This window comes from Paraburkholderia diazotrophica (assembly GCF_900108945.1).
GTDB lineage: Bacteria > Pseudomonadota > Gammaproteobacteria > Burkholderiales > Burkholderiaceae > Paraburkholderia > Paraburkholderia diazotrophica.
Genome location: NZ_FNYE01000060.1, coordinates 1 through 23,116 on the forward strand (window position 1 = coordinate 1; position 23,116 = coordinate 23,116).

26 protein-coding genes and 1 pseudogene are annotated in these 23,116 nt (G+C 60.5%); 1 reads left to right on the plus strand and 26 read right to left on the minus strand.

The annotated features are described in order from the left end of the window. The 23 genes and pseudogenes from BMW76_RS37540 to BMW76_RS37650 form a co-directional block, all read right to left on the minus strand. Nucleotides 1-222 (minus strand): helix-turn-helix domain-containing protein (locus tag BMW76_RS37540; RefSeq protein ID WP_143062423.1); only part of this gene is annotated, 222 nt, incomplete at its 3' end. A 108-nt stretch (nucleotides 223-330) separates the two neighbouring features. Continuing rightward, a pseudogene (locus BMW76_RS37545) lies at nucleotides 331-507 on the minus strand (UvrD-helicase domain-containing protein); the annotation flags it as partial. 11 nt (nucleotides 508-518) lie between these two features. Next, nucleotides 519-1,418 (minus strand): ATPase, encoded by a 900-nt coding sequence (locus BMW76_RS37550; RefSeq protein ID WP_090873811.1) that lies wholly within the window; start codon nucleotides 1,416-1,418, stop codon nucleotides 519-521. 287 nt (nucleotides 1,419-1,705) lie between these two features. Further along, nucleotides 1,706-2,320, minus strand: coding sequence for a DUF4400 domain-containing protein (locus tag BMW76_RS37555; RefSeq protein ID WP_090873812.1), 615 nt, complete (start codon nucleotides 2,318-2,320; stop codon nucleotides 1,706-1,708). Continuing rightward, nucleotides 2,313-2,564 carry a hypothetical protein gene (locus BMW76_RS37560; RefSeq protein ID WP_090873813.1) on the minus strand — a complete coding sequence of 84 codons (252 nt, stop codon included), beginning with the start codon at nucleotides 2,562-2,564 and terminating at the stop codon, nucleotides 2,313-2,315. The genes BMW76_RS37555 and BMW76_RS37560 overlap by 8 nt, the downstream gene beginning before the upstream one ends. Next, entirely contained in the window at nucleotides 2,521-3,039 is a 519-nt protein-coding gene (locus tag BMW76_RS37565) for a hypothetical protein (protein ID WP_090873814.1), read from the minus strand. Before BMW76_RS37565 ends, BMW76_RS37560 begins: the two co-directional genes overlap by 44 nt. 10 nt (nucleotides 3,040-3,049) lie before the next feature. Further along, entirely contained in the window at nucleotides 3,050-4,921 is a 1,872-nt protein-coding gene (traD, locus tag BMW76_RS37570) for a conjugative transfer system coupling protein TraD (protein WP_090873815.1), read from the minus strand. Continuing rightward, nucleotides 4,918-6,273 (minus strand): TraI domain-containing protein, encoded by a 1,356-nt coding sequence (locus tag BMW76_RS37575; protein WP_090873816.1) that lies wholly within the window; start codon nucleotides 6,271-6,273, stop codon nucleotides 4,918-4,920. The genes traD and BMW76_RS37575 overlap by 4 nt, the downstream gene beginning before the upstream one ends. Continuing rightward, nucleotides 6,270-7,319, minus strand: coding sequence for a type IV secretion system protein (locus tag BMW76_RS37580; RefSeq protein WP_245763557.1), 1,050 nt, complete (start codon nucleotides 7,317-7,319; stop codon nucleotides 6,270-6,272). The genes BMW76_RS37575 and BMW76_RS37580 overlap by 4 nt, the downstream gene beginning before the upstream one ends. Before the next feature lie 3 nt (nucleotides 7,320-7,322). Next, nucleotides 7,323-8,090, minus strand: a complete 768-nt coding sequence (locus tag BMW76_RS37585; protein ID WP_090873818.1) for a type VI secretion protein — start codon at nucleotides 8,088-8,090, stop codon at nucleotides 7,323-7,325. A 28-nt stretch (nucleotides 8,091-8,118) separates the two neighbouring features. Beyond that, complete coding sequence (locus BMW76_RS37590; RefSeq protein WP_090873819.1) at nucleotides 8,119-10,581, minus strand: VirB4 family type IV secretion system protein; 2,463 nt, start codon at nucleotides 10,579-10,581, stop codon at nucleotides 8,119-8,121. Then, entirely contained in the window at nucleotides 10,575-10,883 is a 309-nt protein-coding gene (locus tag BMW76_RS37595; RefSeq protein ID WP_122984699.1) for a VirB3 family type IV secretion system protein, read from the minus strand. Before BMW76_RS37595 ends, BMW76_RS37590 begins: the two co-directional genes overlap by 7 nt. 1 nt (nucleotide 10,884) lies before the next feature. Next, nucleotides 10,885-11,238: a TrbC/VirB2 family protein gene (locus BMW76_RS37600; RefSeq protein WP_090873820.1), complete on the minus strand. Its 354-nt coding sequence runs from the start codon at nucleotides 11,236-11,238 to the stop codon at nucleotides 10,885-10,887. Between the two features lie 12 nt (nucleotides 11,239-11,250). Beyond that, nucleotides 11,251-12,300: a CpaF family protein gene (locus BMW76_RS37605; protein ID WP_090873821.1), complete on the minus strand. Its 1,050-nt coding sequence runs from the start codon at nucleotides 12,298-12,300 to the stop codon at nucleotides 11,251-11,253. Between the two features lie 329 nt (nucleotides 12,301-12,629). Further along, nucleotides 12,630-13,952, minus strand: coding sequence for a vWA domain-containing protein (locus BMW76_RS37610; RefSeq protein ID WP_090873822.1), 1,323 nt, complete (start codon nucleotides 13,950-13,952; stop codon nucleotides 12,630-12,632). 10 nt (nucleotides 13,953-13,962) lie between these two features. Continuing rightward, the gene (locus BMW76_RS37615; RefSeq protein WP_090873823.1) at nucleotides 13,963-14,874 is read right to left on the minus strand and encodes a hypothetical protein; all 912 of its coding nucleotides are present in this window, start codon (nucleotides 14,872-14,874) and stop codon (nucleotides 13,963-13,965) included. Between the two features lie 119 nt (nucleotides 14,875-14,993). After that, nucleotides 14,994-16,019, minus strand: coding sequence for a P-loop NTPase family protein (locus BMW76_RS37620; RefSeq protein WP_090873824.1), 1,026 nt, complete (start codon nucleotides 16,017-16,019; stop codon nucleotides 14,994-14,996). Nucleotides 16,020-16,287: 268 nt separating this feature from the next. Next, nucleotides 16,288-17,619: a hypothetical protein gene (locus tag BMW76_RS37625; RefSeq protein WP_143062424.1), complete on the minus strand. Its 1,332-nt coding sequence runs from the start codon at nucleotides 17,617-17,619 to the stop codon at nucleotides 16,288-16,290. A 96-nt stretch (nucleotides 17,620-17,715) separates the two neighbouring features. Continuing rightward, nucleotides 17,716-18,171, minus strand: coding sequence for a hypothetical protein (locus tag BMW76_RS37630; protein WP_090873826.1), 456 nt, complete (start codon nucleotides 18,169-18,171; stop codon nucleotides 17,716-17,718). 234 nt (nucleotides 18,172-18,405) lie between these two features. After that, nucleotides 18,406-18,867, minus strand: a complete 462-nt coding sequence (locus tag BMW76_RS37635) for a hypothetical protein (RefSeq protein WP_090873827.1) — start codon at nucleotides 18,865-18,867, stop codon at nucleotides 18,406-18,408. Beyond that, nucleotides 18,864-19,256 carry a hypothetical protein gene (locus BMW76_RS37640; protein ID WP_090873828.1) on the minus strand — a complete coding sequence of 131 codons (393 nt, stop codon included), beginning with the start codon at nucleotides 19,254-19,256 and terminating at the stop codon, nucleotides 18,864-18,866. The genes BMW76_RS37635 and BMW76_RS37640 overlap by 4 nt, the downstream gene beginning before the upstream one ends. An 81-nt stretch (nucleotides 19,257-19,337) precedes the next feature. Beyond that, entirely contained in the window at nucleotides 19,338-19,799 is a 462-nt protein-coding gene (locus BMW76_RS37645) for a hypothetical protein (protein ID WP_090873829.1), read from the minus strand. A 223-nt stretch (nucleotides 19,800-20,022) separates the two neighbouring features. Beyond that, nucleotides 20,023-20,241 carry a hypothetical protein gene (locus tag BMW76_RS37650; protein WP_090873830.1) on the minus strand — a complete coding sequence of 73 codons (219 nt, stop codon included), beginning with the start codon at nucleotides 20,239-20,241 and terminating at the stop codon, nucleotides 20,023-20,025. A 697-nt stretch (nucleotides 20,242-20,938) separates the two neighbouring features. Between BMW76_RS37650 and BMW76_RS37655 the strand changes: the two genes are divergently transcribed. After that, nucleotides 20,939-21,334 (plus strand): hypothetical protein, encoded by a 396-nt coding sequence (locus BMW76_RS37655; RefSeq protein WP_090873831.1) that lies wholly within the window; start codon nucleotides 20,939-20,941, stop codon nucleotides 21,332-21,334. Nucleotides 21,335-21,380: 46 nt separating this feature from the next. Here BMW76_RS37655 and BMW76_RS37660 read toward each other — a convergent pair whose 3' ends face one another. The 3 genes from BMW76_RS37660 to BMW76_RS37670 form a co-directional block, all read right to left on the minus strand. Next, nucleotides 21,381-21,890, minus strand: coding sequence for a hypothetical protein (locus BMW76_RS37660; RefSeq protein WP_090873832.1), 510 nt, complete (start codon nucleotides 21,888-21,890; stop codon nucleotides 21,381-21,383). Nucleotides 21,891-22,008: 118 nt separating this feature from the next. Then, entirely contained in the window at nucleotides 22,009-22,404 is a 396-nt protein-coding gene (locus tag BMW76_RS37665; RefSeq protein ID WP_143062425.1) for a hypothetical protein, read from the minus strand. A 161-nt stretch (nucleotides 22,405-22,565) separates the two neighbouring features. Then, nucleotides 22,566-23,039, minus strand: a complete 474-nt coding sequence (locus BMW76_RS37670; protein ID WP_143062426.1) for a hypothetical protein — start codon at nucleotides 23,037-23,039, stop codon at nucleotides 22,566-22,568. Nucleotides 23,040-23,116: the final 77 nt, after the last annotated feature.

Here is a 23,116-nt window from a genome sequence, read left to right on the forward strand (position 1 = left end):
ATCCCGCTGGAGTTGCTCCTCGACCCATGGCCAGTCCAGGCTAAACGGGTTCTCGCGCGTTCGATGCGTGCGCGGCTTCTTCATCTGGCTGGGCAACTTCCCAGCACGTTCGTATTTGCGGGCTGTGCGCTCGCTCATCCCCGTACGCGCTGCAGCCAGTTTCTGGGTTACCCCTTTCCGTCGTTCTTCCCGCAACAATTTGATTTCTCCGTCTTTTTTCATGCCGGCTCCGCAAGGAGCCGCATGATAGCGACGACCCGAACCTCAACAGTTCGGCCGCCGGAAACCGGCAAATCTAGTTGTCGCTACCGGCAGAGGCAATTGTCGCCAGACAGCCGCGTCCTTCGAGAACGTCACCGCGCCCACGACAGCCGCGCTGTCCTGCAGCAGCAGCGCGGCCTTGGTGGCGATCGTTTTTGTCTTGCCCGCGCCGGGGCAGGCAATCGCCACGCAATTCTGGCGCAACTGGGCGACTTCCCGCTGCTGCGGATTGAGTTCGTCCAGCATGACGCCCCCCCTTACAGGCCGCGGACCGTAGTCATCAGGCGCAGGTGCGTCATGTAGCCGCGAACGCCGAGCGGATTCACTTTCTTCAGGAAGTGCACCGTTTCGTCATCGACGTCCGACTGGTCGCGAATGCCGTTCCAGACCATGAAGTCAAATTGATCCATCACCTTGTCGAACTTCATGATCGCCGACAGCACGCGCATCGCAAAACGCGTATAGACCTCGACGGTCATGTCCAGCGCCGGCATCGGGATCGACGGTTCGAACACGAACTCGCCCGCTTCGCGAAGCTCCGCTTCCTTCTTCTCGCGGAAGCCTATGGCAACGCGCAGCGCTTCATCCACATATTCTTCAATCGACTTGATCTGCTTCTCGAAGAAGCTGTTCACCGCGGTCTTGTCGCCCTCGCCGAACGTCGAGTCGCCGAAACGCTGCATGTTCACGCTCATGCGGTTGAGGTACGGCCACCATTGCTCGAACAGCGGCTTCAGCCGCGTGTGGTTCAGGCGAACGTTCGCGGGCACGACTGCCGCGCCGGAAAGCTGTCGCTCCATCAACTGTCGGCCAAGCTCACGGCGGCGCTTGATGATGGCGATACGCTCGCTGGCCGGCAGATCCCGGAACAGCTTGCGGGCCTTTTCAACCTCGGCGCGCTTCATGTTCGCGTCATCAGGCGTGATCACGCCTTCCTTCTGCAGACGGTCCGCGTCCGCTTCCATCTGCGTCAGCTCGCTTTCGATCTCGCGCTCGCCCTCTTCGGCGCCGTCGTGACCAGCCTCGCCACCCACGCGCGATGTCTGGGCCAGCGTCTTCAAATCGGCCGCAGCAGCAGCGGCAGTTGCAGCGGAATTCTGCGCATCTGCCGTCACGGGGCTTTCCAGTTCGGTATCTGCCACAGTGGTGGTGCTCATGCCCGTTTCTCCTTGGTGGACCTGTGTCGTTTCATCGTTGGTAATCGGGCACGCACATCGCGTCCCCACCAATGCAATTGTTGCGTCGTCACCGGGCGCAGAGCGCCCGAAACACGCGTTATTTCACAAGCCTTTAAAGGCGAAAGGCCGCTTCCGCGTCACCGGCCGGCGGCGAAAAGGAGCTACCGCAGGACAGCGGAGCGGCAGTCCGGCATGACGAAAAGCGAAATGGGAGAGAAGCAGAGGAAAAGCGGACCGGGCCACGCCGATCCGCTTTGTTAGATGACTTACCGAGCGGACTGAAACGACTCAGCGGCCTTCCAGAGCAGCGCGCCAAGAAGTACGGCGACAATCAGCCAGTAAGCAGCAAGCACGGGCACCGGAGCGACGAGTACCTCAAATAAGGTGCCGGTGACGATCATCAGGCCGTGGCCTGCGAGATGAAAGGAGAGCGGGCTGACATAGCCGACCGCGGCTGCCTTGATCTTTCTGCGCGCCGTGCCGTCGATAAACATGCCAAGCGCAAAGCACAGCGTGCCCACGATCCACATTTTCATGACCATCGCGCGGAACATCGCCCGGTAAGCGAGCAGCCAGAAATTTTCCGTCCACGTAGCCGAGAAGTTTGATATGCCGCCGTCATTGAATCCGTTGAGGTTGCCCGACGCTGCCAGAGTCCGGTGCAGGAGTCCGTTATCCACAAATGAGCGCTTGAACAGTTCGTTCGCCGAGCGGACGGCCGCGTCCGCCCTTTCCTGCCCGACCGACGCGACGAGTGATTCGGTTTCGGCGTCTGGCACCTCGAAAAGCTTGCGGTCGGGAATCGCAGGCATGACTGCAATCGACAGGACGGGAACGAGGAGAAACCAGACCTTCAGATGCGAACCAAACCGGCTAGCCATGGATCAGCCTCACCACGACGAGAAGAGGGATTGCGGCAACCGCCAGCAATCCGCCCCAGAACAGGAAAGGTCGGTTGACGGCGATCGACGCCAGTGCGTAGGCCCGCGCGCCCGCGCCCCATCTAAACCCTTCGGGCGGCGGCTCGTCCGGCTCGTCGAAAGCGCTCGCCGTGTCGAGCGCGCGCCGGGCCGTGTCGTAATCAGCCCGGGATAACTTCGCTATTGTCGTAGCGGTGAGCGACATCGTATTCCTCGAAGTAGCGACGGAACGCTTCGCCTTGCAAGACGCGCGACGCCAGTTGAAAAGCTGCGGTGCGCTCGGTAATGTGTTCCGGGCAACGCTCGTCGACCATCTCCAGCTCGCTGTTCTGATGCCGCTCCTCGAAAGCGGGAATCGGCTCCAGCATGGGCGACCAGACACTGATCTTGTCACCGCGGCGCGCAACATAGCGACGCGCGTAAAGGGACTTGGCAGGCTCGAACAGCCCCTGCATGAATGCGACGTGCTGATCGCCGGTACGCTTGGCTCGCTTGAAGCTCGCCAGCGCCGATTCGATCATCTCTGCGGCCAGCGGCCCCCTGTCTCCAACGAAGCGCTCGCCAACGAAATCGGCAACGCGTGAGCACGCGAGTTCCAGATCCGGCGCAATGTTGAAGACGGGGACCAGCTTGTGCGAAAGCTTGTGATCGCGAATGATGTTTTTGAAAACAGCGGACATAGGGTGTGGTTCAGCCTTCGATAATGGGGATTCGGCCCTGGTAGACGGCACCGCCGGAGATGCGCATGAAGTACTGCAGGTTCGGCAACCGGTGGATCAGGGGCATCGGAATCAGTGGCACCTTCTCAAGCTGAAGGGTGCGTGACTGTGATCCGCTGAACTCCATCGCATGCGCTTCGGTCGTGGTGTTCGTGCTATTCGAGATGTTGACTACCCGAATCGCTGTCTCCCCCACCTTGTCCGAGAACCACTTGGCGGTATCGCTATCCTCCAGTCTAAGGATCACCTGGTTGTTGAGGTTGCCCAAAACCTGCAGCATTTTCGCGGCGTTTCCAAGCTTGGCTTCGAGGTCGGCCCGCGCCTGGAATGCAACAAACGCCTTGAAGCCCGCGCCACGCCCCTTGTTCAGAATCTGGATCACCTGCTCGTTGATCGCTTCGGCAATCTCGTCAATGATCAGAACGACGTCGGGCTTTTCTGCATAGAAGTTGTAAATCGAGCCGCACACCGCCGCGACATCCGACAGCGCCATCGACGCGATCGCTTTTTGCACGATGTTGTTCGACAGCGAGTCGAGGCCCATGTACAGCACGGCCTTCTGCTTGATGATCTTGTCGATGTCCCAGATCTCGCGCTCGTCCTCGAAGTCGTCGGCCTTCGGCGCCAGCATGAGCCCGGTTTCGCCCGTTGCCAGCATCTGAAGTAGCGGCAACGCCGACGCGATGATCCGCATGTAGTGCTCGCGGTCGTGCGTGTGCGTCGCGATGAGCCCGTCGATGGTCTCGTGCCCGCGATCGTGCGCCGCGAAGCGGTCCATGTACAGCTTGGCCATTCCGTCGACGAGCGAAATGTCGTTCTTGCGGACAGAGTCTTTCACCGTCTGCGCGACCGTCAACTCTTCCCAGTTCGCCATCCCGTTTTCTAGGAAGAAGCGGCGCAGGCCACGCTCCAGCAACGTGCCGATACCGGACTGCGCGTACTTCAGAATCGAGCGCAGATTCGGCTTGTCGCCGACGTACAGTTCCCCCTTCACCGCACGGTCGATGAACAGGAACGCGAAATCCCGGAACGGTCCCTCCTCCATCAACTGCGCAATCCGCGACGGAATTTCAGAAGGCTGCGACCAGTTTTCCAACGGATTCAGGCGGATGGACTCGTGCGGTTTCGCCTGATTGAAGTAAAGGAACTTACGGCCGGCGCGTGCGCACTCCTTCTCCACACGCTTCTTCCAGTCGTCGTCGTTTTTCGGGTCGACGATGATCAGCACGTCTTTCGGGTTGTGGATGACCTGCGTCGAGATCACCTCGTACGTGCGGGTCTTGCCCGCGCCGGTCGTACCACCAACGAGCGTGTGGCCGCCCATCGCCTTGTAGTGAAACGGCACGCGGACCTTTTTGGGCTCCATGCCGTGAATCCACGACGAGCCTTGCGGCATGCGGTCCCGGATGCTGTCGCGTGGCGCGAAGAGCCGCTCGATCCGCGCTTCCGTCTTGCGGCCCAGATCAGTCTTGTTCAGCCACTTCGGCAAGGACGGAATATCGGTAACAGGCATGCGGAGAATGTCGTGCGCGATCTGGGTGTGCTTCTGAGTCCATTCAAAGCCGGTGCCGAGATACATCGAGTCTTCGCGCTCACGCATCTTGCGCTGCGTCTCAAGCAGCTTGCCGATATGGATCTTGCTAAGCCACTTGGTCGAGATCGCCATACGGAAGCTGATCGCCCGCCAAACCTGAATTCCGCGGATGACCAGCAACGCGAAGCATACGAGCGCGAACGCCCAACCATAGGGCATGCCCGATGTGAAGATACCTACGATTACGACCGGCCAGACGATCAACGGCCGGAACTCGTAGATGGGGCGAAAGTGGTTGATGTAGTTCATGCCGCCGGGCGCTCCATGATCAGACGACCGGCACGCTCAACGATGCAGATGTCGTTACCAGCCGCGCGCAGCAGCAGGCTGCGCTTCCTGAGTTGCTCAACGAGCGTATCGCTCGTAATGCCGTAACCGCCGATCAGACGCTTCTGCACGGCCAGCCCCTTCTCTTCCCACGTCACCTTCGCCTTGCCCGCAGCCACATCACCGGCAAGGGCCCTGAAGAACTCGCGCATCATCGCGGAGCCGGGGCCGAGTATTTCGGTCAGTTCCTCGTCCGTTGGGCCGTTGCGACTCGGGCGCGCGGCTGTCGGCGCGCCCGCTGCCATCTGGGTCGGATCGACGGCGGCCGCCGCCGTTGCGCGCACGGCTGACGGATCGACGGGGCCAGTCGCGGCCGCCGTGGCGGCCTGAGCTTCGCTGCGCTCCAACGCATCGAGCAACGACTGGGAAAGCTGTGGGCCGCCCGAGGCAGAACCGGAGGTCGGCTGGGCCGCGCTGCCGGACGGCAAAGGTGCCACCGCCGCCTCACTGGCGGTCTCCGCGGACGGTGCGAGCGGTGCCGCTTCCGTTGAGGCGGGCGGAACCAGTGTTGCCGCGACGACCTGCGGCTGCAGTTCGAGCGCCACATGCACCGCGGACGGCACGTCGAATTTCACTGGCGCGAATACGCCGCGCTGCGCCTTACGCTCGAATTCGACCGAAACGTCCATCGCCTGGCGCACCACCTTGTGCACCAGCGCCTCAAAGCCCTGCGGACTCTTCTCCGGGTTGATCGCGCCAAAAAGATCGGCAAGTACTGCGTTGTCCAGTCCTGACAGCAGTTCGGGCGTGATGACGGTTTGCGCGAACATCGCAGTGCGCATCCGTTCACTTTTGAGCGGGGTCGCGCGTCGCTGTACGAGATAGTCACCCTCGCCCACCCAGTTGCCGAACGCTCCATGTGCAGCCGGACTCCAGGCCAGGTGATCGACTACCCGCACGATCTCGAAGTGCCTGCAGGGCTCGTCAAGCGACGAACAGGCGGCGGCAAGAAACACAGCGTAGATGTACTGCGGCTCCAGACGCCGCCGCTTGTCGGACGTCATGTCGGCGGCAAACTTCTGGCCGCCGGCGAGACGCATGGCGTAAAACGTCGATTCGATAGTCGCGCGGAATGCGCCGCCCGGTTCGGCGTGCAGCTCAGGCGTGAGCGGCATGGACGAGAACCACGCCGCGCACCGGCGCAGCACCGACAGCCATTTGCGTTCAAACTCGGCTTCGGTGCTTTCGTTCGCGCACTGCCGCACCAGTTCGATGCGCTTTTCATGCGTGGCCAGCAGGTCACTGGCCTTCATCGGACGGTGAACGACGCTCATGGGATGAACCTCATCGCGGTCTTCAGTGCGCTCGTGCCAGTCGCCCCCGAACCGCTGCCAAACATCCCGGCGAGCTTTGGAATCTCGAACGACAGCATCAAGAGAAAGAGCGCGAGGTCGAAGGCGAATCCGGCGCTCAGCTGGGTCTTCGTACCGTTCGACGTGGCCTGGCCTACCGCGCTCGAGACCGCTCCGCCCATCAGTTTGAACAGCACCGCCACCATGACGACGTACATTCCCGCATTGATCATCCAGTCAAGCCAGCGCTGGAAGTAGCTGCGGGTGTAGCTTGAGAAGCCGAGCGCCATTGCAATCGGCCCCAGCACAATACCGACCGCCGCATGAATCTGGCCGATTGCGGAGTAATACATGAAGACAATCGAGGCCACGCACATCGCCAGAAAAGCCAAAAAGAGCGCGACGACGTCCGTCAGCGTACCGTTGAAGTCGGTCAGCAACTTGATGTTCAGAACCTTTGCCTTTACGGCATCAAGAAAACTGCCTCCGAGCGTCGAGAGTTGCGTCGATATGTCGTTGTTGGTGCCGCCTTCTATACTCGTCGCCAAGTCCTGAAACCAGGTCCAGAAGCCCGGCGCGGACGTTGTATAGCCGAGGTACAGCGCAACGAATATGCCGAGAACGGCAACTTCTTCAAACAGGCTCGCCCACGCCGTGATGGGGTTGTGTGTTCCAGAAAACCGCACGCCTGCCAGCACAAGCGTGATCACGCCGAGTCCCCATGCGAACTTGTTGGACTCTTTGAGAACAGTGTTGCTGACCGAGACGGCGGTCGGGATCAGATTTCCAACCAGCCCCGAGAGCTGTCTTTGAGCATCGCCCGCCCCCTTGGCCCAATCACCGTCCTTGCCTGAAAGCGGCGCTGTTGTTGATGAGCCCGACGTGCTGCTACCAGTATCGAGTGTGGAACCGTCGGGCAGCGTCATGTTGTCGTCTGCGAAAGCTGCTGGCGTTGCCAGTGCCACGCCAAGCACAAGACAGAGCGGAAGCAGGACGCGGAGCAGCCGCCTGAGAAAGAAATGGCTCACGACTTATTGCCCCAGCACGTTTGAAGATCCGAGCGTTGCGTTATAAGCCGCGCGCTCCTTGTCCAACTGAACCTGAAGCGCGGCCTTCGCGGCATTGCGCGACTGATCGTCTGCGGTTTGGGTCGATTTCGCGACGGCGTCGCTCTGCTGCTTCGCGGCCATCATCTGCAGCATGTCGCTGTTCTGGCTCGCGACGATGTCCAGCAGGTGCGTGGTGAGTTGAGCCGTCGCCTCCGCGGTCGGCGACATGTTCAGCTGGTCCTGGATCTCCTGACGACGTTTCGAAAGCGTACTCACATGCGAGATGACGTCGTTGCCCATCTGGAACAGCTGCTTGGCCGTCTTGTCGTTGTTGCTGATCAGGGTGCTCTGGTCCGCAAACCACTGGCTCGGCGTCTTGCCCGACTGGGTAATGAGCGCCTGTACCTTGGTTGCGTACTCGGCGTTGGACTGCAGGCCACCGTACAGCGACTTCAGCGTATCGGTGTACTTCGTCAGCGTGTTGATGTCGTTCGTGATCGAGTTGGCCTGCGCGAGCATCGCTGCCGGATTCAGGTTCGTCGCCTGCTTCAACTGGTTCAACATCATCTGATACTGGTAGGTAAGGTTCGTGTCCTGATAAACCTCACCCTTGATCGCGCCCATTGCGGTTAAGGTATTCTGTATGAGGTTGGTCGGGTCAATGACAGGCAGCGTCGCGTCGCTTTGCTGCACAAGGCCGAGGGTCAGGACGGCGGCAGCCGTCACGGTGCGGAGCAGTTTGTTTGTCATGGTGAGATTTTCAGGAGTAAGACTGACGTTATGCATTCGCGAGCACGTCGCGCACGTATTCGTCCTGCCAGTTGTCGACGCCTGACTTCACGTGCTTGTCGAGAATTGCCTGCGCGCGCCCATCGGAGCGGAGATACGCAAGCGATTCCTTCGGGAAGGTTGCCTGCAGCATGCGAGTCTGCGTCGACGTCACCCACAGGTAATCGCGGTTTGGCACTGCGTTCGAAATCATCCGGATCTGGTGTTCGGTCAGGCCAAAAATGTCCCGGTACAACGCCTGGTTGTTGATTGCGTCGCTGTTGGGCAGATAGATGATGTTCGGGATGTTCTCCTTCATGATTTCGAAGTTCGCCACGCGCGCCAGCTGGCCCAGCGATTGCGTCGCCATCAGCAGGGCAGCGTTGAGCTTCCGGATGGTCACAGCCCAGATTTCGAGTCGTGCGTAGAATTTCGGATAGGTGAAGAAGAACCCGGCCTCCTCGATTTCGATCACGGTGTAGCGCTTGCCGTCGAGAATCTGCGCGATCCGGTAGAACGCGTAGTCCATGAACAGCGCTGCCGCCACCGGGAAATTCTGGAAAAGGTCGCCCATCTCGATCGACAGGTCATCGGAGAGAGAAAATCCGTCTTCCACGTGATCGAAGAATCGGCCGTTTTTCTGGCCCTCGGTCCAGACCGCAAGGCGCTCGCGCAGCTCGGCGGGGAGCAGCGTGATCAGCCCGGACAAGCGCCACTTCTCCCGTGGGAATGCTGTCGCCAGCGTACGGATACGTTCGAAGATGTCGGTTTCCTGCTGCGGTGTGCATGTGTAGTCCTCGCCCTCGATGACGAGCTTCACCCACTCCGCTACGTACGGCCAGTGCTTTTCCTCGCCGATCAGTGACAGCGGGTTGACCGACGTCGCCGCCTCAAACCGGCCCGTCGCGTCGATGAATCGACCGCCGCCGAGCAGCGTCGGGATGCGCGTCGAGCGGTCCTTGTCGAAGCGGATGCGGCGCGCGCCGTGCCGCCCCGTCTGCGACATCAGGTAATTGAGAATCACCGACTTGCCGGCGCCGATCGGACCAACGACGAGGGTGTGTGCCTTGCCGCCGGGATGGTGCAGATCGACGTTCTGCAGCGTGCGATGGCGCGTCGGCAGGCAGGTGAGCGGCCCGGTCTTTTTGCCGGACTGCTGCGTCAGCCACTCGTTGACGGTCGAGCCCTCGCCGACGCTGCACAGCGGCGCAATGTCGGAGACGGCCGGAGTTTCAACGAATTGCAGGCGCTTTTGCTGATCCCAGCGCCCGGGCAGAGTCGAACACCATGCAGCAAACAGATTGTCTTTTTCCACGATGACGCCGAATCCGGCATTGCCGATGACGCCGACGACCTGCCGTGTGGCGTCTTCACATTCCTCAGGCGTGTTGCCGTAGACGATGACCGAGATGTTCGCAAACCCGTACTGCTGGCCTTCGGCCTCCAGCTTCGCAAGTGCCTCGCTGGCCTCTTTTGCAAGCTGCTCGCGGCCTTCGTCGTTCTTCTGCTCTTCCTTTGTCGCCCACTGCTTGAGGATCGCAACCGGGTTGAACGCGGCGGCCTTGTAGAAGCCGCGGATCTTCCGGATATATGCGCTCGCGCGCGAGGTGTCGAGAAAGCGGAACATGACGCACACGTCGAGCTCGGCATCAACCTGTGAGAGCACATCGAGCGCCGCTTCCTGGAAGCCCATCCACTCTTTCACGCCAATGATTCGCGCGTACACCTTGCCGTGTGCCGACTTAAACATCAGTTGCTCGGCGCCGATCGTGACCTGTGTTTCGGTCAGATGGGTGTCGAGCATCGTGACTGGGTAGCGCACGCGGCGCTTGGGCGTGCTCGGATTTGCCCGCTGATGCAGGAACGACAGCGCGTTCTGAAGTTGCAGCCGCTTCATTTTCAGACGCGTGACGCCGCCGGTGAACCCGTCAATGACTGCCTCAAACCGCTTGATCTCGTTCTGCAGTTTTGTGAGGTCAAAAACAAAGGCGCTGCGGGCAAGCACCATATCCTTCGCGGCCTCAAAAAGCGCGACGAAAACGTTCTTGCCCCCGACCGTCATGTGATAGCCGATCTTGTCGAAGATGCGCGACAAACCGGTTTCCGGCGTGAACGCGAGCGCGAGCGAATGCGAGTTGCGGAAATACTTCCCGCTCCCAATGTTCGCCTGGTTGATGGCGTCGATGCGCGCGTCGGCCTCGGCGGCAAAGTCACCTTCGACTCCGCCCTTCACGCGCCGGTGCGAAACGCGCCACCATGCGGTGACCCGGTGATCGAAATTCCGGCATGCGTGATCAAGGTTGTCGCGCGCGGCCGTAATGTCGCCGGGGTTCGGCGTATCTGCGTCGATGCCGTCGAACTCGAACACGGTGACGAGCGAACCATCCTTGTCCAGTACTAGCTCCGGCGTGACAAGCGTCATCCACGGCGCAACTTCCTGCACCGCGCGCTTCGTGAATGGCATTCTTAGCATGGGAGATCCTGATCAAACCCGTAGGGGCGCTTGAAACGTGCGCTGAACTTGCCGTGAGGCTCGGGCGCATAGACATCGGGATAGCGGTTGTAGATGAGCATGACGAGCCGCCACCACGGGTCTTTTGAACTTCGCCACCGCAGGTAGAAGTGCACAACGACGCCCAGCACCAGGAACGACGGCGTCCAGCTCGTGTAGGTAAGCAGCGCCGTGAGGGTGCCGTTCAGGATCGCCAGCATCCGGTCCGCCCCGCCCATCTGGCGGGGCAGCGAGAGCCCGCGGCTGACCTTGTGCTGGCGCATATCAGCAGGCGGCTGCCATGTGGAAATGATCGCGCATGATCGGCACCGCGACCGAGGCGATACCCAGACCGACCAGCACGACCGAGAACGTTTTGGCGATGTTGCTTTCCGAATTCGCAACGGCAACCCCGCCGATCACGATCAGGATGATGCCGATGCCGTACAGGTACGGACCGCTGATAAGGTTACTGATCGTGCAGATGATGTCGGTCAGGCCTGTCAACGACGAGTAGTCGCCTGCGGCCATCGCCGCTGCGGAGGCAACGCTCAGCAGCGCCCCGACAATCATCGGCTTGCCTGGGCGCAGCTTTCTGGCGACTGCTGCGGCTGTACTGAAGAACTTCCCTTGCTTCATGTGGTGCTCCCGTTAAAAAACTCGTCGTAGGTCATAGTCGTTGTTTCGAAAGCCCCGGATTTCGAGGATTTCGGAGACGTGCCGCATCTCGCCCGTGCGTTTGAAATGCACCACGTAGTTGAAACAGTCGGCGATGTTTTTCCGCATGTCGTCGAGTTCCCAGCGGGAACCTGTCGGTATGCCGAGCATCGCGAGGCTCTCCAGGCGGCTCAGTGCGGTGCGCGCGTTGTTGGCGTGAAGCGACGCGAGGCCGCCGTCGTGGCCCGTATTGAGTGCCTGGAGCAGGTCGTAACCTTCACCACCGCGGACTTCACCAACGATGATCCGGTCAGGTCTGAAACGCAGACACAGCGCTACAAGCAGCTGCGTCGTGACGTTCGTATCGGCGTTGGACAGGAGGCGCACACGGTTCGGAACCTGGACCTTCAGTTCCATCGCGTCCTCGATGGTGATCACGCGCTGGTCTTCGGGAATGACGCCAACGAGTGCGTTGAGGAACGTGGTCTTGCCCGCCGACGTTCCGCCGGCGACGAGAATGTTTTTCCGCGACTGCACGAGCGCCTTCAACGCGCGCATGAGCGCTTCATCCTCAATGCCTTCCTCGAAATGAATGGCTTCCGCTTCCGCCGGGCGCGCATTTGCCGCCGAGAACGCGCCCATGCTGACGTAGTCGTCGAGCGTCATCTTCGACTCGCGGTGCTTACGGATGCTGAGCGCGTGCCCATCGATGGCGGTCGGATTCATAACCGCAGCAATACGCAGGTTCTTGTGACCGGCGTTGATGATTCCCTTGTCACTTCCCGCGTGTGCCGACTTGTCCACCGATGACGCGAGCGAATGAATCGCACCTTCAAGGTGCTCCGGGCGAAGGTCTACATTGACGCGAGACATCACGCCGCGATGCTCGATCCACACGTTGCGATGGTCGTTGACCATGATTTCCGCGAGATCGGGCGCGTCGAGCAGTTCCTTAAGCGGGTTCAACGCCTCGAAGAACATGGCGACGGCTTCTGCTTTTAGCGGCTGAAGCTTCAGCAACGAATCGTCGTGAGGGTCTTGCATGAGCGGCTTTGTGGGCGGTCTAACATGCGACTATTGTTCTCGCTGGCATTGCCGGGCAGGCTTCAAAAGGGGCACGAAATCACGCGGCTTTCGCGTTGTGCGGTGACCACATTCGGCGATGATCTTCGTCGTTGGCTATCCGGGCCGGTATCGTTGCGGCGCGTCGCCGTGTAACGCGTTACAGATGGAAACCCGGAAAGCCCCCCGAAAACGTATAGCTTTCCGCCGCACCGTCGCGAAATCTGTGGTCCAGATGGCGCGCTTAGCGCGGCGCGGACGAAAAAAAAACCGGCACGAGGCCGGGTTGGGATTAAAAGAATTGGAGTCGATCAGCAGATAACTTCGACCGTCTCACCGAATGGCGCTTTGCGTGCCCGCGTAAGCGGTGTTGTCGACGCCCACAGCACCGGGTAATGCGGTGCCGACGCCGGAAAAGCACCAACCATGTCCGTCAGATAGACGAGAAAGGCCGGATTCATTCCGTCGGCTGCCACGCGGTTGAACGGATCAGTGAATGCCGTACCGCCTCCACCGCGCACAGGCTTGATCTCCGGCGAGTCGCCACGCTCGAAAATCTGCACCTGCGTCACGCGCACATCGCAGTCCATCACGATCAACCGCGCTGGCTTGAGCGTATGGAACACCGAAAGGATCTCGGCATCGAACTGCGCCTGCGTCTCGTCAAACACCGAACCGCTGGAGTCGCGCACGAACACCGCATCACCAACGGCCGGCGTGTTCAAAGAGGGCAGGTAGAACCCCAGATGCAGGTACCGGCGATTCGGCTGGGCGAAGCTGTAGTCCGTCGGCGATGACTGTTGCGCGAAGCGGTGAAGCACCGCGCGCCAGTCAACAACGGGCCGTACTGCCTCGCCAGCCATCGCCTGCAGGTCGCCCGGCAGCTTGCCGCGCATCTGCGCCGCTTTTGCGGCCTGCACGACAGCTACCTTCCACTCGGCTTCCTTCACAGGCTTGTCAGTCCCCGAGTACTGGCGGACCTCACCGCACGATGAACCAGCAGACGTCTCTGGATCACCCTGCCCACCACCTGCCTGCGACTGCGGGTTCGGATTGCCACCCTTGCCATTGGGCTTGTCACCAGCCTTGCTGCCACCCTTTGCATCCGGCGCTGACGACTGGCCATCCTGCTTGGGCTGCTGCTGTTGCGACTGCTGATCGGACTTAGGTTTAGGCTGCTGCTCAGGTTTGGGCTGTTTCTGCTTTGCCTCCTGAGTCAGTGCGCCATAAATCTCTTCGACCGACTTTCCAGCAAAGCGTGCGTCATGCAGCGCGCCCTTCGGCAACACGAAATCCGACGAAGTGAGAATCGGAGAGATCGCGTATTGGCTTGAGTCACTCCATCGCCCGCTCTCTCGCGCACCCTGACGCCAGCAATGACCGTTGGCCACCTGCATGACTTTCAGCGCCAGCACGCCCCGCAGTTCCAGGTCGCTCAGCTTGTCGACATATTCGGGGTTGTAGCCCAACGATTCCCCGTCTACCCAGCATTCCTTCGTTGACCGGTCCTCAACCATCTTCAGGCGCAGTGCGAGCGACCCGAAAAACGGTTGGGACAGAACAAGCTCAGTACGCTGTCTGGCAATGCGCGGATGGACCGCGCCATTGCCAGCTACCGTCACCGTGCGATCCATGAGCGCCCCCTTAAGCAACGAGGCGCAATTGCGCGCTCTGGTCCGCGGGCTCGATCTCCGTTGCCGGCGTCATGCCCATGAACGCGGCCATCAGCCCCTCGATCTCCTGTGCCTTGCTGGCCACCTGGGAACGCAGAACATTCGACTCCTTCAGGTCCGCGCCCGTGTGAACGGCGAGATGCGTCTTCGCCTGATCAAGGATGTGCGTGAGCTTCGGATCGTTAGAGAAGTTGAGCTTCGGTAGCAACGCGCACAGATCGCGCACGTTGTTGGCAACGTCCAGACGCACGTTGCCCGTCGCATACAGCCGCGACGCCATCTGCGAAACGGCCGTATACATCCGTTCGACGAGATCCTCGTTCGCGGTCGCGATCGACGCCAGCACATGCTCATCGAGTTCGCTTTTCAGCGTCGTTAGCACGTCTGCAGGCAGGTCGACGCCGAACTGGCTGGCGTCAGGAAACGGCAGCACGGCCATCTTCACGCCGAACTTGGAGGACAGTTCAGCGAGGGTCGGATAATCCGCCTCGTTGAACAGGCCGTTCAGTTCCGAACGGGCGCGCTCCTTCAGGTCCAAGTAGTCCGTGAGAAACACGGATACCGCCAGATCGAACTCGTCTTTCATCGAGCGCATCCGGTCAGCGAATTCCATGTAGATCATCGTCGGCAGCAGCCGCACCCCAAGCTGGTCGTACTTCAACGAGTGATCGTAGAAGTATTTCCGGATGCGGCCTGCGAGCGTCACCACCTCCTGAAAACTGGGCGAGTTTTCGGGCAGCAGGCGCTTGTTGAATCTGCCGATGCCCTTTGCATGGTGCTTGTTTTCGACCTCTTCGGTGGCCTTGCCATCGAATCGACGGGCAACCCAGGTAGAGATCGTGACCGAGCACAGCATGACTTTCGACTGGATGTTGGTGTTCATGAAAAAACTCCGTATAGAAAATGAATGGATGAGGCGAAAAAAATGGCCCTGCGCGTCCTCGCGGACGCGGCAGAGCCATGAGTGATGAAGCTGGGAAAGAAGTGGAATGGAAAGGCTGATCAGCCGCCTTTAATGATTGCGCCGATCTCGCCGCCCTGCGCCCTGATGAAGGCGTAGGAGTTGGCGATTTCCGGCGTGCGCTCCAATGCGTCACGCACGAGTAGCGCCGCGAATTCGCGGTGGCCCGCTTCGATCATGCGTTCCGTATAGGTCACGACTCGATCGAAGTTGGCTTCCGTCGCGCGAGCAGCCAGAGCAGTTGCGATTGCGTAAAGCGTCGACGGCGTCTGGGGGATCATCGCCTTGTCGGGCGTAGCCAGAAGCGCATCGGGGTTAGGCAGTTCGCGGTATATCTGCAGGAAGCTGACAAGCTCCGTTGCAGCGCCCTCGCCCACCGATCCCGCATGCGAGATGTGCCCCAGGTGTTTCGGCACCACGCCCATCGTCTTCGCGACGAACCCCCAGCTGCGGGGACTCGGCGTGTTTTCGATATCGCGTGACGTCTTCTGCACCGAGAGCAAGTCCGGACGGAATCGCAGAAACGCGATCAGTTCGGGCGGCACATTGTTACGCACAGCCCACTTCGTCCAGCCGTCGATCGTCGCTTCCAGCTCGACCACGGTTGCGAAGCGGGAAATGACGGGATCTAGGATCCCCGTCACGCCTGCGTTGTCGGTCCGGCGGTTTGTCGCCGCAAGAAACGTCACGTGCGGCGGCAAGACGTGTTCGCCGATACGGCGGGCGAGCAGCAGTTGCATCTTGGCGGCCTGAACGGCGGGCGAGGCCTGCCCCAGATCGTCCAGAAACCAGATGAGCGGACGTCTCGCCTTCATCGCGCGTTCGAGATCACCGAACGGCAGGAACTTCGCGTTCAAGCCGTCTGGCGCCGGAAACGGCAACCCTTTCGAGTCCGTCGGATCCTCGACAACGGGATGGCTGATGAGCAGTTCGTGATCGGTCGCGTGCGCGACCTGCTCGACGATATCGCTCTTGCCGATACCCGGTCGACCCGTGATCAACACCGGCAGACGTTTCGGGACATACAGCGTGAGCAGTTCGGTCAGTTGTGCGGGCGTAACTTTCATGATGGCTTTCCTGAAAAGAGAAAGCCCCGAAAGGACTACGCCCGTAGGGACGTGGTCCCTGAGGGGCGATAAAGAAATGCCGACGAGTCGGCAAGGTCGATGCGTCAGTGACGCGGGAGATGACCCCAGTGTAGGCTGCGCGACGATGGCGAAAAGCCAGAATCGTCGCTTTTTTGTACCGTCTTAGACGGACGCGAGGCCGGATTCCATGGCGGACGGGCAATAAAAAAACCCGGCGCGAGGCCGGGTGTGTTCAAGGAAATGGCTATCAGACGTGATGGGCCACCAGAGACTGGGTAAAGACCGCCGGATGAATCCCGGCGGGCATGCGCGCCGTGTGTGTGCGCACGAGCTGCTCGCGCGCCTCAGGCGTGCCCGCCGCATCCCACTCCCGCTGGAACGCCTCGTTGAATCCCGCCAGCGCAAAAATCGCCCGACGACGGGCAGCAGCGCGCACGCCGAGCAGCTTCACGCCAAACACCTCGCGCACCGTTTGCTTGGAGACGCGATTGCGCTCATCGGGACAGTCCAGCAGGTCCAGTAGAAACCGCAGATCGCCGCTGTCGATCGCTTCGGATATCTCGTTGCCGAACGCAAATGTCTCGCGGCCATACTCAAGCTGCGCAATTTGCATCCGCTGGTCGAAGTGACGTTGCGAGATGCGTTCTTCCGCACGCTCCTTGCGCAACTGCATGACTGCCCTGTCGCGCCGGTGATCCGCCATCCTGCTGCGGTAGACCTCGGCGAACTTCGAAACGGGTCTGCCAAGCGGCTGCGGGCTCGCGTAACGCTCCGGCAGGCTGTACGGCTCCACCAGCCCGTGACGCAACAGCAGGTCATCGACCTCGACATACGTCGGCCTGTTCGGCGCAAGCCGCATGACCATCGCGAGCAGCGCCGCGTTCCGGGAAGTTATGCATCCCTTTTCGCGCGACATGATGCTTGCGAGAACACGCACCTTGTCAGGAGACATAGCACCGCGCAGTTCCGGTACGGACAGCAGCACCTGGCCCCACGCCACGTCGGTCGAAAACTTCTCCGGCAACTCGCGGTATTCAGCGAGCACCGCTTCGGGAACGGGAAAGCCCTCAGCGAGCGCGTACGCAACGTGCACTTCGTGCCGTCCGTTGCGCTCGCGCGTGCGGCCATATTCCGGACCGGCGTAGCGAAAGCCGAACCGGCGCTCGCATTCGGCCTGAAGCAGGTCATGCAGGCCGAGATTCCCTCGCCCGTCCGAAGCTGCGTCGATCTGGTCCGACGAGAAGATGAAGCGCGGACTCGACGTGAGTTCGAACACGTCGTAGAGCAGCTTCCAGTGCGACCGACGGATCTGCCATGCAGCCTGGCTCACACCGTTTGGCCGGAAGTATGCGCCATCGATCTCATCGACCATGGACAGGAACACATCGCGCGCCGTGCCGGGACGCCGGACGGTCAGGCTGCCGTTGTAGCGGGTGACCTCGACGGGTTGGCCGCCGTGCAGGAGCACGATCTCTGAGGATTCAACGGAGGAAAGGCGGGAATCGGTTCTGAAAACTGCCAGCACTTCGAGCAGCGTACCGAGGAATAGATTCTGACCAGCGAAAGAAAGGTGGTACATGGATGATTGCTCCGAAAACGATGCGGGCAATCGTTCCCTGTCGGGCCGAATGCCCGCATAGGGATGAGCGCCAGAAGGCGCGAAAAATGGGAAGCGTTAAGCGACGTCGAGCGCGTGAGCGATGAAGCGCGCGAGATCCCACGCATGGTTTGACGTAAAGACCTTTGCGCGCAGCATCGGCATCACCGCGTAACCGCGCCGGTGCGACTGCGCGGTCTCCGTCCGGTAGATCCAGTCGACGTTGACGATCCAGCCTTCGGATCGTCCGATATCGACCGAGACGGCGAGCCGGTTCCACACGCTATCGTCAGGCCACAGTCTTGCCAGACGCGCGCCGCTCGTTTCTTCGTCGGCATCATCCAGCGTGTTCGCCGGCGAGAGCCACTCGGGTTCAAGCTCGGTACCATACAACGCCTTGCACAATGCCTTGTAGACATCGCCGACCGTCTTTCCAGTCGTGTCGAGTCGGTCGCGAGGGGGCATGGTGCTCACAGCGCTGGTAACAGCGGGGACAGCGTTGGCCGTGGCCAGATTCAGGGCAACTTGTTGCATTCTGGTTTCCAAAGAAAAACGCGCCCCGAAGGACGCGTCAGATGGCGTATAGACGAAAAAAAAGCCGCAACCCCCCAAGGGCGCGGCTCTACTTCTGCGACGCGGCTAGGCCACGTCGCTAATCACTTGCCCCAATCGCGTTCGCGATCGCGCTTTTCGCCGTTATGGTTTGTCCACAGGAAGAAGGCTGCAATGGACACGCCCAGCACCAAAGTGAAGATAGTCGCACCCATTTCATTCTCCTTTCATTGCCCTGAAACCAACGTACCATAATAGTACCCCAAGTCCGGCGAGACCCACTGCGCCGACCAGAGTCTGAAAATTCAGCGTCGGCGCGGCGTGTGCATAGCCAACGGCGCCGCCGATGGAGGCCGCCGAGAGCGTATGCAGGTATCGCCCGTTCTGCTGGCGCTGGTCTTTCGACGGATAAACGATGGCGTTGAGAATATGTCCGATGCCCGATTCGGGCTCGGTCGGAATCGACACCTTGTAAGTGCCCTCAGACACAGCAACCGGCAAAACCATGCCGCCGTATTCGAGCCCGAAAGCTGGCGAACACTCGGTTTCATCCATCGCCTTCAGAAGCGCATGCAGACGCGGCGGCAGTGTGACCTGCCCCGTCGCCAGATCGAGCGTCACCCGTTCCGTGATCGTGGTGCCGCCGGTGTACTCGACTTTGACCTTCGCCAGTTTCATTGACGACCTCCGGAAGAGGTGTCGATGCCACCAGCCAGACGCAGGCCATCGAGAAAAGACTCGTAACCGCGGGCCGATTCGATCTGCTCGATCGGCACGTAGTTCTCGCCGCCGCCCGTCACGTCAGCACGACCGCGACGTGTGCGGAAGCTGAAGGCCACACGCTGCTGGCACTGATGATCCAGCACATCGAGGAAGAGCGTATCGGTACGCAGAGACACGCGACCCGGCAGATTGCGCCGGGACGGCTGCACGACGATTTCATGGGAACGCAGACGCAGATCCTGCGCGACGCGTCGAAGGACGCGCGTTGCCTGCTGATGGAGCGCTGCTTTCGCGCCCGCACCCGCCGAGCGGCGGTCAGAGTAAAACAGTTTCGGGAATTTCATGATTTGCCTCGATGAGACGAGGCAGCTCCCTTGCGGGGCTGCCCCGCAAGGGAAACGCGCCGTTTACGGCGCGCGAAAAGATCAGTGGGTAATCCGGTAGCCGGACCCACTGGAAACGAGATAAACGTGCTCGCCAGGGACGAAACGCTGATCGTCAACCTGCGAGACGACAACGGTCTGACCGTTGGCGCGACGCAAGAAAACTTCGATGCCGCTGTGACGTGACATCGCCGCGCTCACGTGTTGCGAGATGAAGCCCGCAGCAGCGCCAGACAGCGCGCCCGAGACATACCGGCCTTTCCCGTTCCCGATGACCTGGGAGCCGAGAAACGCGCTTGCTGCCGCACTGACGATCGACGTCAGCCCCGAGGAGTCGGAACTGGACTCGATCGTGATCTGACGCACGCGCAGGATCGTCGCCTCTTCCATCTGGCCGAGATGCTGCACGTCGTAACGCTGGTACGTGTTCGGCGAGCCGAAATCCGCACTAGCGCACGCAGTCAGAAGTGAAAGAAGAGCGATGCTGATAAAGAGCTTGAACATGGTGGTTGCCTCAACGAGTTGACGAGCAACCGACCCGTCAGGGTGGTTGCCCTGACGGGGAAGAAATGTGGTTCAGTGGGCAGCGACGAGAGGAAGACGTGAGCTCGTCATATTCGGCACTGCCAGTACACACGCGCTGAAGCACGCAAACAGGGATTACGACGGCAGACGCGTGAGGTAATGCAGATCGACTCGACCGCTCTTGACGAGCTCTCGCTCGGCGTCAGAACGGAATATCAAAGTCGAATTTCACGGTGGCCGTTCCATCACTCCACAGATACAGAATGGTGGCGTCGAACTGTCTGATCGGGAGCGTTGCGACAGCTTGCGCGGAAACACGCTGCTTTTCGCGAAACCCCCACTTCTCAGAAATCCTCGACGGATTTTGTGAGAGTGCCAAACGGCGGACCAACTCTTCGGAAACGATAGCTTTCTGCAGCATGGTGCGGCTCCTTTAAAAGGGAGCCGTTCCCATTGGGAGGGGGCTCCCAGATGGGTACATGAATGAGGACGGACAGATCCGGCCTGAAGCTACGGCTTGCTACAAACGATGGAAGAATCCATCGGCAAAAAGGAAAAGGCCGACGCGAACGTCAGCCTTTTCAGTGATCCATTCAGCGAGTGAATGGCTGGAGAGAAAAAATTGGACGGTCCTCTGGAGGATCGTCTGGAGGTCGATGCGCAGTAGCGCAGGGAATGAAAGCAGTTTATCCGCGCCAGGTCCCTGTCATACCCGCAATGCTTCGGTTTTCAGCCCCTCTCTCACCGGCAGCGATAACAACAGACAAAAAAATGCCAGCCCGCAGGCTGGCAAATAAGAGTTCGTTCTTCCGAGGGTGGTCACGAACTTGAGAGAGATTCCATTCTAACGACGCCCCCGAGCGCCAATCCCTCGAAAAGACGCCTCATTCGGGCTCGGTTCGCGTCTAACCATGCTCGCCAACGACGACGCCTTGACTTTGCGCTGTAGCTGCGAAGATGAATCAACACCTCTCTTCGGTTACGCACCATGTCCCTGCAGATTATTGACCTTTCGTCCCTCCGCGTCCCGGTCCAGGAGGCCTTCGCTTTTTGAATACCGTGCGGCTTTATCCGCCTTCCCATTTTTCCACCCCATCTAACTGAAAAGGCATCCTCCCATGCGCAACGACGCTACATCTTCGATCATCGTCCTGATTGTTCTCGCCATCCTTGGTGGTCTGTTCTGGATCTCGCGTTCTCTCGGAGCCAGCTTCTCATCGGTGTGCACCGCGGCGGTACCGATCCTGTTCTCGGCGGTAATTCTTTTCGCAGCGTGGCGGTTCCTAGACGACTTCGCCCTGCCCCTCATCGCGGGCTTCTTCGTCGTCGCTTGGCCGTCGATCTGGTCGGTGCTCGACAGCATCGCTAGCGGGGGTCGCGACACTGACGACTTCTTCCGGCCGATGGGCGATCCGCTCATCAACAGCGACTGGTTGAAATGGGGTGTCGAAGCGCTTTTCGTTGGTCTGCTCGCGACCGCCATCTACGCGCGTCACCGTCGCCGCTACTGGTGAAAAAAAAGCGCCGCCCCTTTTTCGGGGCGGCGCTTGTCGTCAGAAATCAATCCAGTTCGAGGATCAGTTGGGCAAGGTCCGTTGAGGGCTCATTGTCGATCTGCTGCGTCGCAGCCGTGTCTTGAGGCAACGTCCACGTCAGCTGCTGGCTTCGCAGGTTGCACAGCTTGTACATGGCAGAACCGCGCGGCTCGGCAGGCACGTCGCCAAACCGGAAGCTGAACCGCTCAGGCGCTCGTCCCTCGCCGTCAGCAAGGCCGAGATAGCCCGCCAGTTCGTCGGCAGCGCGCCGGCAATAGTCCTCAAGACCCTCGGGCATACGCGTGATTTCAATGATTGTCTCCGCTGGCAACTGGCCAGCGTTTCTCATCAGATCACGGTACACCGGGATAGCAGCTTTCGCGAAACCGGGCGTTTCCATTTCAATCGGATAGGCAAAATCCGTGATGAAGCTCCCGATCGCCGAATACTGCCAGCCAGCGTTTTCCCAACGCTTCCCATTGAGCGAGACAAGCCTGTGCTCGTCGTCGATCTTGTAGCACCTCACCGCGGGCATGCATTCCATTGCAGACGGTGATCGGCTCGGTAGTATCACGTCATCATCGACAGCGACGCTCGAGCAGTCATTGACTTGAGCACACGCCAGACGCTTAGCGGCCCGTTCTCGCCGTAGATCACTTCCAGAAGCGCAGCGTCAGCGACCAACGACACTTCGGCTTTTCCGCTCCCGATCTCTCGACACGGTCACCGAGACCGACCGCGACCAGGCTTTTGCGTACATCATCGAGCGAGCCTTCTGGAAGCGACGCGCGGTATGACTTCGACACGTCCAGGCGGATCGTGCGGTCCGGAAGACGAAATGGTCTTGCCAGCACCGATCGCCACGTTGCGATGTAGTTTTCGGGCCGGATGTTGCCCGCGCGGCTTTGCAACATGCCACCCTCGCAGGAGGTCGCGTGTCGGAACACCCGGCGCATCACATCGCGATAGCGACCGAATGCGATCGCCGACCAGCGGTCATCGTGCGGATAGCAGTTTTTTTCGTACGTCCGCTCGAACAGCGCGAACATCCATTCGCCGTCGGCCGTCCGAAATGCGGCTGCCTGCTTGCCCGTCAATACAGTTGAACCCATGTGAAGCTCCGATATGAAATGCGGAGCAGCCCCCAACGGGCTGCGCCCGCTGTGGGAAGAAAAGAAGACGCCGCCACACCACCAGGGCGGCCACGTGGTCAATGCGACCGGGTACGGGGAGGCGTCTGTGCGAACACGACCAGACCTCTGATGCACACGAAAATGCCCGCGTACATCGCCAGGGTCAGCAGACCCGCAAGCCAGCCCCACCCGCCGAATCCGGCAAGCGCGCCGCAGAGGAAACACACCTTCGCGGCGGCGCCGGCCATCAGCCAGCGCACGACGCGACGGCAGCACGATGCGACCGCATCGTGGAACGCATTTCGACGTCGCTCTGTAGCAATCGACGCCGCGAACAGCACGGCGGCGACGGCGAGTACCGCGAACAGCCGCTCCCCGACTCCTGCGCTGGCGAATGCCTCGTGATGCAGAGCCGCCTGCGCGAGCGAGTGAAGCATTGGCACCACCGCGTAGTGGTTAGCCGCATATGAGACAGCGGCTCCGGCTACTGCGGACTGGGCGCAGCGAATGAACATCTTGCCGACCGTGGTCGACGATTTCTGTTGGGTCATTGAGACACCTGCAGTTTGAGACATGGAGATTGATGCCCCGCCGAAACGGGGACATCAGAGAGGTATAGCGCCGCGCC